The 16,401-nt window shown below is 58.8% G+C and carries 14 protein-coding genes; 6 read left to right on the top strand and 8 right to left on the bottom strand.

The genetic code is table 11. From position 1 onward, the window contains the following. Nucleotides 1-173: 173 nt before the first annotated feature. Nucleotides 174-1,187 (bottom strand): plasmid partitioning protein RepB, encoded by a 1,014-nt coding sequence (gene repB / locus PIB16_RS05340; RefSeq protein ID WP_065656675.1) that lies wholly within the window; start codon nucleotides 1,185-1,187, stop codon nucleotides 174-176. Beyond that, nucleotides 1,184-2,398: a plasmid partitioning protein RepA gene (repA, locus tag PIB16_RS05335; RefSeq protein ID WP_026363408.1), complete on the bottom strand. Its 1,215-nt coding sequence runs from the start codon at nucleotides 2,396-2,398 to the stop codon at nucleotides 1,184-1,186. The genes repB and repA overlap by 4 nt, the downstream gene beginning before the upstream one ends. A 434-nt stretch (nucleotides 2,399-2,832) precedes the next feature. On the opposite strand from repA, the gene PIB16_RS05330 reads away from it, so the two are divergent. The 4 genes from PIB16_RS05330 to PIB16_RS05315 all read left to right on the top strand — a co-directional run bounded on the left by PIB16_RS05330 (nucleotide 2,833) and on the right by PIB16_RS05315 (nucleotide 7,644). Next, nucleotides 2,833-4,218, top strand: a complete 1,386-nt coding sequence (locus tag PIB16_RS05330) for an FAD/NAD(P)-binding protein (protein WP_065656676.1) — start codon at nucleotides 2,833-2,835, stop codon at nucleotides 4,216-4,218. Between the two features lie 360 nt (nucleotides 4,219-4,578). Continuing rightward, on the top strand, nucleotides 4,579-4,974 hold the full coding sequence (locus PIB16_RS05325; protein WP_065656677.1) for a RidA family protein: 396 nt from the start codon (nucleotides 4,579-4,581) through the stop codon (nucleotides 4,972-4,974). 31 nt (nucleotides 4,975-5,005) lie between these two features. Next, nucleotides 5,006-6,094 carry a D-TA family PLP-dependent enzyme gene (locus PIB16_RS05320; protein ID WP_271045301.1) on the top strand — a complete coding sequence of 363 codons (1,089 nt, stop codon included), beginning with the start codon at nucleotides 5,006-5,008 and terminating at the stop codon, nucleotides 6,092-6,094. 71 nt (nucleotides 6,095-6,165) lie between these two features. Beyond that, nucleotides 6,166-7,644, top strand: a complete 1,479-nt coding sequence (locus tag PIB16_RS05315) for a M81 family metallopeptidase (RefSeq protein ID WP_065656678.1) — start codon at nucleotides 6,166-6,168, stop codon at nucleotides 7,642-7,644. Nucleotides 7,645-7,702: 58 nt separating this feature from the next. Here PIB16_RS05315 and PIB16_RS05310 read toward each other — a convergent pair whose 3' ends face one another. From PIB16_RS05310 to hutI, 5 genes are all read right to left on the bottom strand, one after another. After that, entirely contained in the window at nucleotides 7,703-8,272 is a 570-nt protein-coding gene (locus PIB16_RS05310; RefSeq protein ID WP_065656679.1) for a HutD/Ves family protein, read from the bottom strand. 61 nt (nucleotides 8,273-8,333) lie between these two features. After that, nucleotides 8,334-10,007 carry a urocanate hydratase gene (hutU, locus tag PIB16_RS05305; RefSeq protein WP_271045129.1) on the bottom strand — a complete coding sequence of 558 codons (1,674 nt, stop codon included), beginning with the start codon at nucleotides 10,005-10,007 and terminating at the stop codon, nucleotides 8,334-8,336. Between the two features lie 11 nt (nucleotides 10,008-10,018). After that, a complete protein-coding gene (gene hutG, locus PIB16_RS05300) occupies nucleotides 10,019-10,819 on the bottom strand; it encodes an N-formylglutamate deformylase (protein ID WP_065656681.1) in 801 nt (266 codons plus the stop codon). 1 nt (nucleotide 10,820) lies between these two features. Then, nucleotides 10,821-12,365 carry a histidine ammonia-lyase gene (gene hutH / locus PIB16_RS05295; protein WP_065656682.1) on the bottom strand — a complete coding sequence of 515 codons (1,545 nt, stop codon included), beginning with the start codon at nucleotides 12,363-12,365 and terminating at the stop codon, nucleotides 10,821-10,823. Beyond that, complete coding sequence (hutI, locus tag PIB16_RS05290; protein WP_065656683.1) at nucleotides 12,362-13,621, bottom strand: imidazolonepropionase; 1,260 nt, start codon at nucleotides 13,619-13,621, stop codon at nucleotides 12,362-12,364. Before hutI ends, hutH begins: the two co-directional genes overlap by 4 nt. A gap of 114 nt (nucleotides 13,622-13,735) precedes the next feature. Between hutI and PIB16_RS05285 the strand changes: the two genes are divergently transcribed. Both PIB16_RS05285 and hutC read left to right on the top strand, forming a co-directional pair. After that, nucleotides 13,736-15,082: a formimidoylglutamate deiminase gene (locus PIB16_RS05285; protein WP_065656684.1), complete on the top strand. Its 1,347-nt coding sequence runs from the start codon at nucleotides 13,736-13,738 to the stop codon at nucleotides 15,080-15,082. Nucleotides 15,083-15,133: 51 nt separating this feature from the next. Continuing rightward, nucleotides 15,134-15,859, top strand: coding sequence for a histidine utilization repressor (gene hutC, locus PIB16_RS05280; RefSeq protein ID WP_065656685.1), 726 nt, complete (start codon nucleotides 15,134-15,136; stop codon nucleotides 15,857-15,859). Between the two features lie 264 nt (nucleotides 15,860-16,123). Here the strand turns inward: hutC and PIB16_RS05275 are convergent. Continuing rightward, a partial coding sequence (locus PIB16_RS05275; RefSeq protein WP_271045128.1) for a hypothetical protein occupies nucleotides 16,124-16,401 on the bottom strand: 278 nt, incomplete at its 5' end.

Below are 16,401 nucleotides of genomic sequence, written 5' to 3'. Positions count from 1 at the left end.
TCACAAGGCAAAAGAAAATCGCTCACCGAAAAATTCGATGCCAAGACTCTTGACTATGATTCGCGGAAATGAGATTCTTCGGGTGCTTAAATCAAAGAAAGGCTTCCGCGCGGCAACGTTCGGGGGCTTTTTTCTTTTGTGATGCGTCTCCTGTTAGTCGTTCGAGTTAAAAATCACTGCTTGGACCGGTATTCGGCAAACAGCGTCTGAAGATGTTCGAGAACGAACTCGGCAAATTCCGGGGCTTCGTTCTTGTCGATGGAGATATCCAGCTTGCGGTCGCTTTCGACCACCTTTGCCAGTCGACCGCCGGTTTGCGATGACCAGACGCCGGTTTTTTTCGCCTGCGCCTTGGGCTTCAGAAAATCCAGAAGCGACTTGAAACGTTCTTCCGATGGCAGGGCGGCAACCGATGCGTCCTTGACATAGGCGCGGGCTGCTTCCTTGACCTGAGAGGAGGAAAGCTGATCGGCAAGATCCATCCAGTTACGACGGCCGACAGTCGGGGCCGGGCCAATCAGATCGACCAAATCTTCGGGAATACGGCCGACAACCGAAAGCATGTTGGAGAGATCGCCCTTGTGCAGCGACATGGCGGCCATGATCGTATCGCGAGGAAACCGCATTTGCAGTTTCTGGGCAAAACGCGCCTTTTCGATATAGGTGAGGTCGCGGCGCTCGTTGTTTTCCTGTCCCTGGGCAACGACAAGCTGCTCGTCGCTGAGATCACGAACGACCGCCTTGACCGGAATACCGAGGCTGGAAACGGCGCGCAGGCGACGATGGCCGAAGGCGACCTGATAACGGCCGGGGAATTCGGGATGCGGGCGCACCAGAATGGGAACCTGCTGGCCCTGTTCACGAATGGCCTCTATCAGGCCAGCATCCGCCTCTTCCGAGGCTGGCATGCGATCCGGTATGAAAGAGGGATCGATGTCGGCAGGGTTGAGCGAAACGATCGTAAGACCTTCGGCGAGCTGCTTTTCGATCTCTTCTGCCCGCTTGGCGCGTTCCGATACTTCGTTGAGCGACTGGCCGATCATGCCGACCGGGGAATTCAGAACATCCGTCACGAGTTCAGGAGAACCGAGGATGGGCCGGATACGCGGACGCGACCGCTCGGTGGCAGCCTCGTTGCTGTCGGCGCCCGGCGTACCGAGATTGGCGAAAATCTGTTTTCTGCTCATGCTGCCCTACCCCACGCTTTTTTAATCAGTCCTTCGATTTCAGCGTTTACGTTGTTCATGGCTTCCAGTGCGCGGTCATAGGTGGACCGGGTGAACTGGGTTCTTTCCACTTCAAAAAGTGTCTGGTTGGTCAGTCCGGCATCCGAGACGGCCGTGCTCTTCAGCATCGGGTGGATGAGGACGTTTTCACCGAAAATCGAGCGCAGGAACGCGACCATCTGGTTTTGCGGCCCATCGCTCGGTTCAAAACGGGTGATCAGGTAACGCATCCAGTTGTAGTCGGAACGCGCGCCCGCCCTGCCGATTTCAGCGAGAAGATCGCCGGTCATGGCAAGGAACTGGTTCATCGACATCACATCGAGCATTTGCGGATGAACGGTGACAAGAACCGATGTGGCAGCCGTCAGCGCCGAAAGTGTCAGATAACCGAGCTGTGGCGGGCAATCGATGACCACAACGTCATAGAAGTTCTGCGCCTGGGCTATTGCCTGGCCGATGCGGGCAAAAAACAAGGTATCTCCCGGTGCGCGACGCATCAGCGCGCGGGGCGTGTCGTGTTCGAATTCCATAAGTTCCAGATTGCCCGGAACGATATGGAGATTGGGAATATAGGTACCACGAACGATCTCCGCGATCGGTCGGCGTTCATCGTCGTAGCGGATCGCGCCGTAAAGCGTTTCATTCGGACCGACATCGATCTCCGGCTGATGACCGAAGAGAGCGGACAGACTGGCCTGCGGATCGAGATCGATGGCAAGTACCCGGTAACCGCGCAGCGCCAGATATTGCGCCAGATGCGCAGATGTCGTGGTTTTGCCCGAACCGCCCTTGAAGTTCATGACCGCAATGACCTGCAACTCTTCACCGTCACGGCGATGCGGCAGATAACGGCGTGTGCCACGCGCGCCCTGATCGAGGAATTTTCTGATCTCGTCCATATCCTCGACGGAATAGGAACGACGGCCGGAAGCCTGCGCCGCATCGAGCTCCGGACGCTCGGCGGCGATCTGGCGAAGATAGGCTTCGCCGATGCCGATCAACCGTGCGGTTTCCGCCGGTGAAAAATGGCGCATGCTCTTTTCGGTGTGCGGTGAAAATGTATTTGCATTATGAGCCTGCAATTGGGCTGACAACGCAGCCGAATGCTGTTGTATAAGACTCGTCAGGTCGGGTGCTCCTGCGGCACGTCTTAAATCGGCACTCTGTGTCATCGGTCTTCTTTCGCTCGAAATTGCAGTAGCGGTTTTTTTCGAAAAAGGCGGTTTTTTCCGCAACTGAGATATAAGCGCCGATTCTCTTTTTGGCGCAATAGGCTTTTTTCTCAGGTTGGAAAGTGCCGCTAAAGCATTGTGGAAGAATCACATTTGCTTTTTGTGACCGTTTGACGGTTAGCCGCGGCTAACTTCTCGTTGTTGATCATAAAGAAGGGCATTGTCGCGTCGTTTGGTGCCCGAATATCCGCCCCCGTGCGGAAGTTTGCCGCGGCTAACTTTTGGGTTTGATCTTCTATGCCTCCGATAATCCCGGCGCCAGAAAGTGAAGGGTGGACATTCGCATCTGTTTAATCTCTACTCGTTGACTAGAGTATCATTGGGTTCGGCACCCGTCGTCTGGCTGTTCAAGCTGTCGCAGGTTGGAGGAATGAATGTCCTATGATGTCGCTCTCGTCGGGTCGGGTTTTTCGGCAATCTGTACCGCTGCCCATCTTCTATCGTCACTGCCCGCGGAAGCCTCTATCGCTATCGTCGGCGATGAGTCGGATTTCGGGCGCGGCACCGCCTATCGCACGGAGCTGCCCTATCATCGTCTGAATGTGCCGGCCGGGCGAATGAGTGTCTTCCCTGACAAGCCTGATGACTTTGTCGACTGGTTGGCGGAAAACGGGATCGCGGACAATCCCCTGCTGTTCGCCTCGCGCGGTGATTACGGTCTTTATCTTCGCGACAGGTTGGCCGGCCTGCTCAGAAGCAGGGAGCAACGGGCCCGGGTGGACTTCGTTCGGGCCAAGGCTTCTGCCTGTCGGCCGGATGGTGCAGGCGGGTTTTCTTTTGCGCTGGAAAATGGTGAGCAGCTGCGCGCGCAGAATGTCGTTCTGTGTCTGGGTGTCGGCGCGGCGAGTTTGCCGGTGCAAACTGTCGCAAGGGAAGAAGAGGGGCCGCAACGTATCATTGGCCACTGCTGGCAGCCGGGATGGTTGTCCAAAATCAAAGCCGGGGATCGCATTTGTATTCTGGGGTCGGGCCTGACGATGATCGATCAGGTTTTGACTTTGCGGGGAAAAGGACATCAAGGGCCAATCCATGTCCTGTCCCGTCGTGGTCTGGTGCCGCATCCGCATGTCAGCCCTCCGTCACCGCCTGTGGAGCCGAATTTACCCGAAGGCTCGACGGAGATTAGCTGGTTGCTGCACGCTCTGCGCAAGCAGGTGCGCGATGGTGCGCCATGGCGCACGGTCATGGATGGCTTGCGGCCGCAAACCCAATCGCTTTGGCAACGTCTTACACCTGCGCAACGCGGCCGGTTCCTTCGGCATGCCTTGCCGTGGTGGAACATCCATCGGCACCGTATCGCGCCGGAAGTGTCTCGCGCCTTCGGGAAGTTGCTTTCAGATGGTGTTCTTGAAATTCATGCAGGTTACCTTCGCTCCATGGAAGAAGGGGAGGAGGGGATCGCCGTGCGTTACCGCCGCAGGCATACGCAGATATTGAAGGAGCTGCAGGTCGATTGGGTCGTCAATTGCACGGGAATGGAGCGGGCCGGCATCCGCCATTCGCGGCTTCTTGAAACGATGCGTGGGGACGGTGTTATTTTGCTCGATCCCTTCGGGCTCGGTGTAGAAGTCGATCGCCAGTCTCGTTTGCTGCGGACTGACGGACGAAGCTGGCCCGGTCTTTTCGCCGCCGGTGCGTTGACGGCGGGCCGCTTCTGGGAAATTACCGCCGTTCCGGATATTCGTGTGCAGGCGCAGAAGATCGCGCAAGAGATCACGGACAGAGTGACAGCGAGCGATCGGCTTTCCGCACGGGGATGAGCTGGTGAAGGGCCGGCCGCAGTCAGACGTGCCTAGTACCTGTCCTAAGAGGTTAGCCGCGGCAAACTTGTTCTCTGAATAATGTGCTGGAAATTCCATGGATGCCCAATTGGCGAGTGGAACGCAGCGCGAATGCCGATGGGAACCGCAGGATAAGCGCGCTGTTCTTACTTGAATCATGGCATATATCGACCATAAGCCGTATATTTCCCTGTAATCAACAGCAGAAAGCGTGGCGGCGGATTTCGCACGTAATGTGCCCGATTGCTAAATAATTTACATTGCTTATGGAAATGCGCCATGAAATCGGCTACAAATCGCGAAAATTTCTGAAATTATGAAAATAATTTGCGAGGACTTATGCAAAAGCCGAAACTGATACGATATGAGGCGGCGGACAATCAGGCTGGTGGACAGCGGCGACCATTTGCCAAGGCCGTCCGGGCCGGCGATTTCGTTTATGTTTCCGGGCAGGTGCCGACCGTCGATGGCGAGGTGGTGACCGGCGGAATCGTGGCGCAGACCGAGCAGGTGGTTGCGAATATCAAGGATGTTCTGGCGCTTGCCGATTGTACGCTTGCGGATGTGGTCAAGGTCAATGTCTGGCTGGACGATGCCCGGGATTTTTCGAGCTTTAACGCTGTCTTCCAGAAATATTTCATCGATCATCCGCCCGCACGCTCCACCGTGCAATCTCCGTTGATGGTCGATGCCAAGGTGGAAATGGACGTTATCGCCTATAAGCCGCTGACCTGAAGCCCAATTTGCCGATGTTTGAGAGTAGATGATGACCTATCCCTGGCCTGATGCGGGCACACCCCTCAATGCGATTTCGACGCCGATGCCTGTCATCGACGAGGACAGGCTCGCCGCCAATATCCTCAGGGCGCAATCTTATCTGGATGACCACGGCAAGGCCTTTCGGCCGCATATCAAGACGCACAAGATACCCGCCGTCGCAAAGCAGCAGCTTCAGGCCGGTGCCATCGGCATTAATTGCCAGAAAGTCAGTGAGGCGGAGGTTTTTGCGGATGCCGGTTTTGATGACATTCTGATTACCTATAATATTCTCGGTGCAGCAAAGCTGTCGCGGCTGAAGGCGCTGAATGCGCGCATCGGCCGGTTGAGCGTGGTTGCCGATAGCGTGGTCACGATTGCCGGCCTTGCCGATACATTCGATGCGGCAAGGCCGCTTGCCGTACTGATCGAATGCGACACGGGCGGTAAGCGCTGCGGTGTGCAGACGCCGGAAGCGGCACTGGCGCTTGCGGCAAAGATCGCGGCGGCACCGGGCCTCACATTCAAGGGCATTTTGACCTATCCGGCACCGGGAGGCGCCGCGACGGTGGAAAATTTCCTTCGCGAGACCATGGCATTGCTGGCGGCAAAGGGCATGGATTGCCCGGTGCGATCCAGCGGCGGTTCTCCGGATTTTTACGCCGCGCATCTCGTTCCTTCCGCCACCGAACATCGGGCCGGCACCTATGTTTATAATGATCGCGCCATGCTGCGCGCCGGACATTGCACAGCGGGCGATCTCGCCATGCATGTTCTTGCCACCGTCGTATCGCGACCGACAGCCGATCGGGCTGTGCTGGATTGCGGCTCCAAGGCCCTGACCTCGGATCTTCTGGGTTTCAGCGATTACGGGCTGCTCGAAGGCTATGACGGTGCGAAAATCATCTCGCTTTCGGAAGAACATGCGGTCGTCGATCTATCCGGCTGCGCCTCGGGCCGGCCTGAAATCGGCGATGTGGTCAAGGTCGTTCCGAACCACACCTGCGTTGTCAGCAATCTTTTCGACAGGATGGTTTTCCATCGAAACGGTGTCGTGACGCGGGTTGAGCAGGTCGCGGCGCGCGGTACAGTCTGGTAAAATTACCCGGCTAATTAAATCCTGAAATAAAGCTGCCGAAGGGCAGATTGCGGTAACGAGAATCTAGAGACATGCGCATCTTCACGGCGTCACTCGCCACCGAAACCAACACGTTTTCACCTGTCCCGACGGATATGGATGCCTTTCGCGCGGCTTTTTATGCCGGGCCAGGGGAGCATCCCGAAACACCGACGCTCTGCTCGTCGCCAGTTCCGATCTTGCGCCGTCGCGGCAAGGCGGAAGGGTTCATGGTAATAGAGGGTACCTCCTGCTGGGCGGAACCGGCGGGTCTTATCCAGCGCCAGACCTATGAAACGCTGCGGGATACGATTCTCGCCGAACTCAGTGCCGCCCTGCCGGTCGATGCCGTGGTGCTCGGTCTGCACGGCGCCATGGTGGCACAGGGTTATGACGATCCGGAAGGGGATTTCCTGTCGCGCGTCCGCGCATTGGTCGGACCGGATGTGCTGGTTGCGGCGGAATTCGATCCGCACAGCCATCTGACGGCGCTCCGGGTCAAAAATCTCGATATTATGGCAACGTTTCTGGAGTTTCCGCATACGGATTTCGAAGAGCGCGGCGAGCATGTCGTGGAAATGGCGCTGCGCACGCTTCGGGGGGAGATAAAGCCAGTCATCTCCACTTTCGATTGCCGCATGATCACCATTTATCCCACCAGCCGCGAGCCGATGCGCTCTTACGTCGACCGGCTGAAGGCGATGGAAGGCAAGGATGGCATCCTGTCGATTTCCGTCATTCACGGTTTCATGGCGGGTGACGTGCCGGATATGGGAACGCGCATCGTTGTCGTAACCGATAATGACAGGGCAAAGGGCGATGCGCTGGCCGAAAAGCTCGGCCATGAACTTTATGCCATGCGGAAACTGACCGCCATGCCGATGCAGGATACGGAATCCGGTCTCGACCAGGTTCTTGCCATTCGCAGCAACAATCCGGACAGGCCGGTCGTCGTATCGGATATCTGGGACAATCCGGGCGGCGGTGTCGCCGGTGACGCCACCCATATTCTGCGGCGCATGGTGGAGCGCGGCATGGACAATATCGCCGTCGCGACGATCTGGGACCCGATTGCGGTGTCTTTCTGTCACGCGGCGGGCGAGGGGGCCGAGATCGATCTGCGCATCGGCGGCAAATCCAGCCCGGAAGGCGGCGAGCCGCTCGATTTCCGCATAAAGGTGATGCGCACGGCCGAGGCCGGCTGGCAGAGTTTCCGCAACAGCCGCGTAACGCTCGGCCGTGCCGCCGTCGTCCGGCCGCTCGGTACGCAGACCGATATCATCCTCATCACCAGCCGCACACAAACTTATGAGCCGGATATCTTTTCCAATCTCGACGTCGATTTCGCGAAAAAAGACGTGCTGCTGGTCAAGTCCACCAACCATTTTCATGCGGGGTTTGCGCCGGTTGCCTCCGAGATCGTTTATATCGCGGCCCCGACATCTTATCCGACCGATCCGGCGAAAACGCCCTATCGCAAGGCGAGCCTGGAGCTTTGGCCACGGGTGGCCGATCCGCTGGGCCTGGACTGAGGCGGAAGCGGTTTGAGCATTATCTGGACGGAATTTGTGAAGCCTTTTCCGGAAGGCTTCAGAGACGCTCGAGGGTGATCAGGAAAAACGCGCTTTCGCTTCGATCTCCTTCGACGGTGAACGGTAAACCGCCTTCGATCAGCAGACCATCCAGCTTCCCCAATCGTTTCTCGCCTTCACCGGTTGAAATCGTCAGCGGGTCGAGCGCCAGAACAAGCGTCGTGTTTCCGGCGGCTTTTCCCGAAAACGGGCCGGAATGTCTTTTAACGACATGACGAAAGCGCGAGCGGCGGGTCATGACGTTCAGATCGGTGATCGCGCCATCGGGTAGGGTCGCATTCACGGGAACATCGGCCGGAAAGGGCAGGGGTGGGCTTTCCATTGTCAGCAACAGCGGATCGCCCGCCGCAATTGCCAGCGCCATGCCGTTTCCCTCAAGAATGGAGAGGGTGCGGTCTATGCCGGGGAAGATCGAAAACGGCCCGTCGCTCGTCACCGTCGCCATGCTGATGCGCCAGTCGAAATTCTCGACGGAAGAGGCGGGTGGAAAGATGGCGATTTCCACCGTTTCGCCGCCGCCGTTTTTCCAGAGCATTCGCTTGTAATCGCTTGCGCGCAGCAGGGTCATGGTTTTCCACTTTTAAGAGGGATCGGCCGGAAAGGTGTTTCTCTTTCCGGCCGAAAGAGGATCAATTGCCGAGAATGCCGGGCAGGCGCAGGCCCTGTTCCTTGGCGCATTCCACGGCGATATCGTAACCGGCATCGGCATGGCGCATGACGCCGGTTGCCGGGTCATTCCACAGCACGCGCTCCAGCCGGCGAGCGGCATCGTCGGTGCCATCGGCGCAGATGACCATGCCGGAATGTTGCGAGAAGCCCATGCCGACGCCGCCGCCGTGGTGCAACGACACCCAGGTCGCGCCGGATGCGGTGTTGAGCAGCGCGTTCAGGAGCGGCCAGTCGGAAACGGCGTCCGAGCCATCCTTCATGGCCTCGGTCTCGCGGTTGGGCGAGGCGACGGAGCCGGAATCCAGATGGTCGCGTCCGATGACGATCGGCGCCTTCAGCTCACCGTTCCTCACCATTTCGTTGAAGGCGAGGCCGAGACGGTGGCGGTCGCCAAGGCCGACCCAGCAAATGCGCGCCGGCAGGCCCTGAAAAGCGATGCGCTCGCGCGCCATGTCCAGCCAGTTGTGCAGGTGCTTGTTGTCAGGCAGCAGTTCCTTCACCTTGGCGTCGGTCTTGTAGATGTCTTCCGGATCGCCGGAAAGGGCCGCCCAGCGGGACGGGCCGATGCCGCGGCAAAACAGCGGGCGGATATAGGCCGGCACGAAGCCCGGAAAGGCGAAGGCGTTTTCGAGGCCCTCATCCTTGGCGACCTGGCGGATATTGTTGCCGTAATCGAGCGTCGGAACGCCGGCGTTCCAGAAATCGACCATGGCCTGCACATGCACCTTCATCGAGGCGCGAGCGGCAGCCGCAACGGCCTTCGGGTCGCTTTCCTGCTTGGCGCGCCATTCGGCAACGGTCCATCCGGCCGGAAGGTAACCATGGACGGGATCGTGCGCCGAGGTCTGGTCGGTAACGATATCGGGGCGAACGCCACGACGGACGAGTTCCGGGAAGATTTCCGCCGCATTGCCGATCAGGCCGACGGATTTCGCCTCGCCCGCCTTGGTCCACTGGTCGATCAGGGCCAGTGCCTCATCGAGCGTATGCGCCTTCGCATCGACATAACGGGTGCGCAGGCGGAAATCGACGCGGGTTTCATCGCATTCGACGGCAAGGCAGCAGGCGCCGGCCATGACGGCAGCCAGCGGCTGTGCGCCACCCATGCCGCCGAGACCGCCGGTCAGGATCCATTTGCCCTTCAGGTTGCCGTCATAATGCTGGCGGCCGGCTTCCACGAAGGTTTCATAGGTGCCCTGCACGATGCCCTGCGTGCCGATATAGATCCACGAACCGGCCGTCATCTGGCCGTACATGGCAAGGCCCTTCTTATCCAGCTCGTTGAAATGATCCCAGTTCGCCCAATGCGGCACCAGGTTGGAATTGGCGATCAGCACGCGCGGCGCATCCTTGTGGGTGCGGAACACGCCGACCGGCTTGCCGGACTGAACGACGAGGGTTTCGTCCTCGTTCAAATCCTTCAGCGTCGCGACGATGCGGTCGAAATCGTCCCAGGTGCGGGCGGCGCGGCCGATGCCGCCATAAACCACCAGCTCATGCGGGCGCTCGGCCACGTCAGGGTCGAGATTGTTCATCAGCATGCGCAGCGGCGCTTCCGTCATCCAGCTTTTGGCATTGAGGTCAGTGCCCTGCGGCGAGCGGACATCGCGAATATTGTGGCGTGGATTGTTCATGTGTTTTCCCCTTATCGTTTCGTGTCGAGCGCAAATTTTTCCATGCGCGTGAGAATGGTTTTGAGATGAGAGCGAAGCCGTTCGGCCTTGCCCGTGTCATAGGCAAAAGGCGGCGTCTCGCTTTGAAGATGGGTGGATTGCGCCAGCTCCATCTGAATGGCGTGCACGCCGCTCTGCGGTTTTCCGTAATGGCGCGTCGTCCAGCCGCCCTTGAAACGACCGTTCAGAATGCTGTCGTAGCCGTCCGCTGCGGCGGTCACCTCGACGGCGATCTTCTCGATGGTCGGATCGCAGGTCTTGCCCATATCCGTGCCGATGTTGAAATCCGGCAGCTTGCCTTCGAACAGGAAGGGAATATGCGAACGGATCGAATGGCAATCATAGAGAATCGCGATGCCGTGGATGGATTTGACCCGCTCGATTTCCGCCGCAAGGGCCGCGTGATAGGGCGCGTGGAAGTTTTCCAGACGGTAGGCGATATCGTCCGCTGCGGGTTCCTGTCCTTCATTCCAGATCGGCTCGCCGTCGAAATCGGTCTCCGGAACAAGCCCGGTTGTGTTCTGGCCCGGATAAAGGCTTACCCCGGCCGGATCGCGGTTGGCGTCGATCACATAACGATGGAAGGTCGCCCTTACGGTTGTCGCGCTTTCGAGAAGGCTGGCATAGAGCTCATGGATATGCCAGTCCGTATCGGCGAGAATCTTGCCGTTATCGTTCAGGCGTTGCCAGATATCCGCCGGGACATCCGTGCCGGTGTGGGGCAAGCCGAGAATGATCGGCGATGAACCTTCCTTGACGTCGAAGACACGCATCTCAAACCTCCAGCTTCGGCAGAATGCCGTCCGAAATCGTCGCGACCAGCGCGCCGGAGGCAATCAATTCCGCCGCAGCCTTCAGGTCCGGCGCCATATAGCGGTCTTCCTCCAGCGAAGGGACCGCCGCGCGCAACGCCGCAATCGCCTTTTGCAGTTCGGGGCTCGTTTTCAGCGGCCCGCGCAGTTCCACGCCCTGCACGGCCGAAAGCGCCTCGATGCCGAGAATGGCGAAGAGATTGTCCGTCATCGGCAGCAGGCGGCGCGCGCCATGGCAGGCCATGGAGACATGGTCTTCCTGATTGGCGGAGGTCGGCGTGGAATCCACCGACGCCGGATGCGCCATCTGCTTGTTCTCGCTCATCAGCGCGGCGGAGGTGACTTCCGCGATCATCAGGCCGGAATTCAGCCCGGGCTTCCTGGAAAGAAAGGCCGGCAGACCATAGGAGAGGGCCGGATCGACCAGCAGCGCCACGCGTCGCTGGGCGATTGCGCCGATCTCGCAAATGGCGAGCGCCGTCTGGTCGGCGGCAAAGGCCACCGGTTCGGCGTGGAAATTGCCGCCGGAGACGACGGAATTGTCTGAAAGCACCAGCGGATTGTCGGTCACGGCATTGGCTTCGATTTCCAGCGTGCGGGCCACCTGCCGCAGAAGATCGAGGCAGGCGCCATCCACCTGCGGCTGGCAGCGAATGCAATAGGGATCCTGCACCCGCTCATCGCCCTCGATATGGCTGACGCGGATTTCCGAACCCTCCAGCAGATTACGAAGCGCCGCTCCCGCGTCGATCTGGCCCTTATGACCCCGCAGGCTGTGAATATCGGGATGGAAAGGTGCAGATGAGCCCATGGCGGCATCGGTGGAAAGCGCACCGGTAATAAGTGCCGCCTGTGCTGCGCGATGGGCACGGAAAAGACCGGCAAGCGCCAGCGCCGTCGAAGTCTGCGTGCCGTTGATCAGCGCCAGCCCTTCCTTGGCGGCAAGCACCACCGGGGTCAGTCCGGCTTTCGCAAGCGCTTCGCTGGCCGGCAGAAGCGCGCCCGCATAAAAGGCTTCGCCTTCGCCCATCATCACCGCCGCCATATGGGCAAGCGGCGCGAGATCACCTGATGCCCCAACCGAACCCTTTTCGGGAATGACGGGGATGACGCCTTTCTCCAGCATGGCTTCGATCAGCCGCACAAGTTGCAGCCGCACGCCGGATGCGCCGCGACCGAGCGAAACCAGCTTCAGCGCCATGATCAGCCGCACGACATTTTCAGGAAGCGGCGCGCCGACCCCGCAGCAATGCGACAGGATGAGATTGCGCTGCAGCGTCGCCACATCGGCCGCGTCGATCTTGATGGAAGCGAGTTTGCCGAAACCGGTATTGATGCCATAGACCGGCGCATTGCCGGCAGCGATCTCCGCAATGCGGGCCGCCGCCTTTTCAATGCCTGCATCAAAGCTGCGGTCGAGTTTGGCGCTGCCGTTCTCCCAATATATCGCGGCGAGATCGGCTAAGGTCACATTGCCGGGGTGAAGCGTGATGGTCTTCATGGTCATGGGCAAACCTTCTGTCCCTTGAAAATGCGGGCGTGGAGCGGATTGAAACCGATGCGGTAGACGAGTTCTGCCGGACGCTCGATCTCCCAGATGGCGAAATCAGCGGATTTTCCAGCCTCCAGCGTGCCGGTTTCCGTAAGCAGGCCGAGCGCCTTTGCCGCGTTGCGTGTCGTCGCGGTCAGGCACTCTTCCACGGTCATGCGGAAAAGCGTTGCGCCCATATTCATGGTCAGCAGCAGGGAGGTGAGCGGCGAAGTGCCGGGGTTGCAGTCCGTTGCCAGCGCAATGTCGGCCCCGGCATCGCGCAGGGCCTGCACCGGCGGCAATTGTTTTTCCCTGAGCGCGTAGAAAGCGCCGGGAAGAAAAACGGCCACGGTTCCCGCTTTCGCCAGCGCCTTAGCACCGGCCCCATCAAGATATTCGAGGTGATCGGCCGAAAGCGCGTTATAGGATGCCGCAAGCTCGGAACCGCCAAGGTTGGAAAGCTGCTCGGCATGCAGTTTGACCGGAAGGCCATATTGTTTTGCAGCCTTGAAAACCCGGTCGATCTCCTCGACGGAAAAGGCGATGCCTTCGCAAAAACCGTCAACCGCATCCGCCAGTCCTTCCGCATGGGCTTTTTCCAGCCCAGGCAGAACGACATCGCCAATATAATCGGCGTTGCGCCCCTTATAGTCTGCAGGTGTCGCATGCGCGGCGAGATAGCTGGTGACGATGCGCACCGGCCGCAATGTCTCGAGCCTGCGGGCGACGCGCAGCATTTTCAGCTCGGTTTCAATGTCGAGACCGTAACCGGATTTGATTTCGACCGTGGAAACGCCTTCGGAAAGAAGCGTGTCGAGGCGCGGCAAAGCCTGCGCCACCAGAGCATCTTCCGAAAGCGCGCGCGTGTCGCGCACTGAAGAAACAATGCCGCCGCCCGCCTTGGCGATCTCTTCATAGGTCGCCCCATTCAGCCGCATCTCGAATTCCATGGCGCGGTTGCCGCCGAAGACAAGATGGGTGTGGCAGTCGATCAGGGCAGGGGTGATCCAGCGGCCGCCGCAATCATTGGTCTCATCGGCCGTTGCCAGATCGGCGGGCAGATCGATTTCGGGGCCGGCAAAGGCGATGCGGCCGTTACGCACGGCAATGGCGGCATTTTCGACAGCGCCGATGCCTTCCATGGCGGGATTGAAGGTTGCCAGCCGGGCGTTGCGCCACAAAGCCGTGGCGTTCCCCGTCGCCGTTCCGTTTGCAGATTTGTTCCCTGGCATTTGCTTTTCGCCTTTCCTTTGTGCGCTAAATGTATATACATAATAATCGGCTTGGCAAGCTGCAATTTCGTGTTTGAAATGGCCTTGCCGGACAGGACCAAAGGAGAGGGTGGCATGACGGCAATTCACGCGGGCGCAGCGCTTCTGGCGGATGGATGGGCGAAGGGTGTTCGCATCGTCTGCGACGAAGGTGCTATTTTATCCGTGGAAACCGGTGTTTCGCCGCAGCCGCAGGATGAGCGACATGCCGTCATCGTCCCGGCCATGCCAAATCTTCACAGCCACGCCTTTCAGCGGGCCATGGCCGGGCTTGCCGAAATCCGTGGTCCCGGCGATGACAGTTTCTGGAGCTGGCGCACCGTCATGTATAAATTCGCGCTCTCCATGACGCCTGACCATGTCGAGGCGGTTGCCGCCCAGCTTTATATGGAAATGCTCGAGGCCGGTTTCGGGCGGGTTGGAGAATTTCACTATTTGCATAATGACAGGGATGGCTCGCATTACGGCAATATCGCCGAAATGGCCGAACGTATCGGCGCGGCCGCCTCGCAGACGGGTATCGGCCTCACCTTGTTGCCGGTCTTTTATGCCCATTCCGGTTTCGGCGGCCAGGCGCCAATCGACGGGCAGAAGCGTTTCATTCATTCGCTCGACAGTTACGGAAAGCTGATGCAGGGCGCGCAGGCCGTGGTGGACAGGCTGCCGGGTGCCACGCTCGGGATCGCGCCGCACAGCCTGCGTGCGGTGACCGGCGACGAGCTGGCAGCCATCGAGCCGCTGGCAAAAGGCGGGCCGATCCATATTCATGTGGCGGAACAGACGAAAGAAGTGGAAGATTCGCTCGCCTTTTCCGGTGCGAGACCGGTGGAATGGCTGCTTGAAAACGCGCCGGTCGATGGCCGCTGGTGCCTTATTCATGCGACGCACATGACGGAAACCGAAACGCGAGGCATGGCAAAAAGCGGTGCTGTTGCCGGTCTTTGCCCTATCACGGAAGCCAATCTCGGCGACGGCATCTTTCCGGCTCCGGCGTTTCTCGCTGAAAACGGCCATTATGGCGTCGGATCGGATTCCAACATTCTGATTTCCGTGCCGGAAGAATTGCGAACGCTCGAATATTCGCAACGCCTCTCGCATCGGGCACGCAATGTCATTGCCGATGCCGGCCATTCCACGGGCGAAAAACTCTTCCGGCAGGCTCTTGAGGGCGGCGGCAGGGCTCTGGCGTCGCGAAATGGTCTGGAAAATGGAAAAAGCGCCGATTTCGTCTCTCTTGATGTTTCGGCCGTTTCTTATCTTCCGACATCCCAGATTCTCGATCAGTGGATATTCGCGGGCGGCATTTCTGTCGATTCCGTTTGGGTGCGCGGCGAAAAGCGCGTGCAGGCCGGCCGGCATATCCACCGCCGCGAAATATCCGATCGTTTCAACAAGGTCATGGCTGAACTTCTCGATAGCTGATATGGGCTCGGCGGAAACAGGAAAAAGCCAGCGGGGAAAGGCATTGCGGACGTGACGAAAGCATCAGCCGGGCAGACCCTGCACCAGCGTATCCTCACTGAGATCGAGGGCCGGATCGTTTCGGGAGAATGGCCGCCGGGCCACCGGTTGCCTTTCGAGGTCGACCTAGCCGATCAATATCACTGTTCGCGCATGACCGTGAACAAGGTCATGGGCCAGCTCGCCAAGGCCGGTTTGATCGAACGCCGCAAGAAATCCGGCAGTTTCGTTCGCCAGCCGCAGATCCAGTCCGCCGTTCTTCAAATTCACGATATCGGGGCGGAGGTCGAATCCCTTGGCCTCGACTATGGCTTCAAAATACTGAAGCGCGAAAGGCGTAGCGCGAAAAGCGCTGATCGTGAGCGGCTCGACGTTTCCGTCGGGACACCCTTGCTCGACATTCTCTGCATCCATTTCGCCGGTGCACGCGAATTCTGTGTCGAACAGCGCCTCATCAGTCTGACGGCAGTGCCGGACGCGGCTGAAACCGACTTCACCGAAATTGCGCCCGGCCCCTGGCTGCTCGGCCATGTTCCCTGGAGCACTGCCGAACACCGGATCAGCGCCGAAACGCCGTCGAAGGAGATCGCACGTCTGCTCGGTATTTCTGACAGGCAGGCGTGTCTCGTCGTGGAGCGCCGTACCTGGAGCAATTCGGGCGCTGTCACCTATGTACGCTTCACCTATCCCGGCAATGCGCATGCGCTGGTCGCCCGCTTCAGCCCGTCTTCCGACTGACATCCGCAAGGCCTTCGCCCCTGTTATTGCGATATCGAGCCCCTATATAGGGGAAGTCCCATCAAGCTTGGCGGGCACCGACGGGAAAACCGTTAAAAGTCGTTAATTTATACGATAATTTTCAAATTCCCTTTTACAATCAGTTAGATATCACATTTCTGATTTTTTTTGATATTGCTGTGTTGACTTGTTTGGTTGGGTGGATTTATAAGTCCGCTCACTGAACGAGGGCGGCGGCGCTGCTGGCGACGGCGACTTTCGTTCTTAAGAAATCAAGTTGATGAGCGGATTGCTTGTTGGGTTTCGGGGCTTATGGCTTTGGGGCGATTGATTTTGTGACTGCTTGATGCGGTCTGTTATTTGACAATTGAATATGAGAAGAAAGAGAAACGTGGGCGGCGAAGCTTGCGGGGTCTGAAGAGATTTGGACTTCTGGAATAGACTTTGACGGTCACGTTTGGATAAGAGAATACACTTCATCTTTTTGGCTTCGATACCTTTCGCCATTGCTTTTGCAATGACGGGACCGAAGCTGGCCATAC

Origin of the sequence: Agrobacterium sp. ST15.13.015, from assembly GCF_027871645.1 — a bacterium.
Lineage (GTDB): Bacteria > Pseudomonadota > Alphaproteobacteria > Rhizobiales > Rhizobiaceae > Agrobacterium > Agrobacterium leguminum.
The sequence above is the reverse complement of the archived record's forward strand: the minus strand, read 5'-3'. Positions and strand labels throughout refer to the sequence as shown.